Source organism: Bacillus sp. RB3, from assembly GCF_030164735.1.
GTDB classification, from domain to species: Bacteria; Bacillota; Bacilli; order Bacillales; family Bacillaceae_G; genus Bacillus_A; species Bacillus_A cereus.
Genome location: NZ_JASNGE010000081.1, coordinates 1 through 2,551 on the forward strand (window position 1 = coordinate 1; position 2,551 = coordinate 2,551).

Consider the following 2,551-nt stretch of genomic DNA (forward strand, 5'->3'; position numbering starts at 1 on the left):
GCTTTTTTTCCAAAACTCTCTTGTTTACTATTATCTACATTTGTGAGAGTAGCTCTATGCACACCTTCTTGATGTGTTAACTCTATATAATCTCCTACTTTGACTGAAACTTTTTGCGATTCAGCATTTTGTTGTTTGTTTCCGTAAATATCCTTATTGTATACTACTTTCCCTGATGCATTTTGTACTTTAATACTCGCATATGTTTCATTAAAATAATGATGTGGTATGCCTGATTTTAAATCAACTTGCATTTCTTCTGTCGACTTATTGAAATTGATTTTAGCAAACTCAAAATCACTGATTCCTTTTAGCGACCAAGCAAATTGATTTCCATCTAGAATTGTTGCTTCTGGCATTTTTTCTACTTTCTTCAGGCCTTCTTTTGTAACTTCGTATATGGCTTTTTTTCCAAAGCTCTCTTGTTTACTATTATCTACATTTGTGAGAGTAGCTCTATGCACACCTTCTAGATGTGTTAACTCAATATAATCTCCTACTTTGACTGAGACTTTTTGCGATTCAGCATTTTGTTGTTTGTTTCCATAAATGTCTTTATTGTATACTACTTTCCCTGATGCATTTTGTACTTTAATACTTGCATATGTACTATCAAAGTAGTTATGTGGTACACCTGCTTTTAAATCAATTTGCATTTCTTCTGTTGATTTATTTAAATTTACTTTTGCAAATTCAAAATCTCCAATCCCTTTCAGCGACCATGCAAACTGCTTTCCTTCTAAAATACTAGAAGAGCTCGGTATATCTGAATTAAAGCCTAAGTTATCTAATATAGATTTTAGATCAGGTAAAACACCTATTCTATCATTCCACGGATCTTGAGATTTTGTTCCTGTATTTGGATTACTTAGGATATTTCTTAATTCGGCTGGTGTATAAGGAGAACCTCGATGTTCTTTAGCAATACCTTGAATCGAAGTTGCTGCTCCAGCAATAATTGGTGAAGCACTTGATGTTCCACTAAATGTTGATGTATATAAATTTGTAGTATTTTGACTTGGATTTGCTGATGTTGTATCAACATTTTCTCCCCATCCATATACATCTAATCGACTTCCATAATTTGAAAACCATAAACGTTTATGTGGAACAGTTGATGATCCCGCCCCAACCATAATAGCACCTGAATCCTTGAAGTCTGGACTATTTCGATTTAAGATCTTTTTTCCATTACGATCTTTAAAATTATCTAAGTCGTTTGAACCATTTGCGCCAGCTTCTATAATAATAATCCCTTTATCTGCACCAACACGAATTGCATCAAAAATATCTGGATGTACTTCTACAGGTAAATATTTATCCCCATACCCATCATACGAAGCTTGTGCCTCTAATAAAAGAATATCTCCCGCTTGTAAATTATGTACAGCACTTAAAATAGCATCCGCTGTATTATAAGTTCCATTATCCCTAATTTGGGATATTACTTTTACATTTGCTTTTGGTGCAATTCCAATATTTCCAATTTGATTATCTTCGGATGAAACAATTCCTAATACAGAAGTACCGTGAGCTCTATGCTGACTTATATTTTGTCCAGACAAAAGCTTTATATTTTGATTGACTAAATCCTCATGGTTCAATAACCACCCATATTCCATATCCACAAAAGTTGTACCTTTCCCGTCACCACCTTTAATGCTCCAAGCATGCGAGGCATTAATTCCCTTTGGTGCCGCTTCAAGATATCCTTGATTTTTAAATCTAGGATCATCGTATGGATTAACAGATAAACCTGGTAATTGTACTTCAGGGGGTGTTAAGATTTGTTTTTCTTGTATATAGGCCTCCTCTACAAGAGGTGATGTTTCAAATTTTTTCAACAATAATTCTATTTCTATATTATTAGGAGCTTGTACAATATAATAATTTAATAAATTTTCAGCTGATTGATTAGCAAATGATTTAGAATGTAATGATAACTTTTCAATCTCTATCGGATTTACAGATGAAAACAGGCGATTCAAAGTAAGTTCCGTATTTTCGGAAAATAACTTCTTTAAATTATTATCATAATTACCATTTTTTATTCGTTTCTCAATGCCATCTTCATAAGGTAAGTCCATTTCATTTTTAAACTTTACAATTAATTGTCCCTCCTGTGAATCTCTTTTATTAGAATCAGTTTCTTTGTTTGTAGCATTATAGGACTCCGCATAAACTTTATTATGAATACTATCATCTGGTAGTATTTGATCTGTTCCTAAGAATGTTGTCATTGCAATTGAAGCAATTAGAAACCCTTTGAATATGTTCATACTTTACCCGCCAATCTATTTTCTCTTGAGCATTGTTTAATGCATATAATAGTTAAGATTTTAATATAATATATAAATTTACAATTTAAGTTTTAAGGTTACCTCTATGACTTTATTAATAATCCCATAGAGGTAACCTGATATATTCTTTTCTTCCCTATATATTCCTGTTTACTATTATCAAGATTAGTAAGTGTAGCGCGTGTCTTTTCCTTTTGTGCTTCTCCCTCTATATGAGTAAACTCAATATAATCTCCTACTTTGACGGGAAC

The 2,551-nt window shown here is 32.5% G+C and carries 1 protein-coding gene and 1 pseudogene; both read right to left on the minus strand.

The features are described from left to right. A partial coding sequence (locus QO049_RS30355; RefSeq protein WP_284489816.1) for a putative mucin/carbohydrate-binding domain-containing protein occupies positions 1 to 2,279 on the minus strand: 2,279 nt, incomplete at its 3' end. Between the two features lie 104 nt (positions 2,280 to 2,383). After that, positions 2,384 to 2,551 (minus strand): annotated as a pseudogene (locus tag QO049_RS31035) (putative mucin/carbohydrate-binding domain-containing protein); the annotation flags it as partial.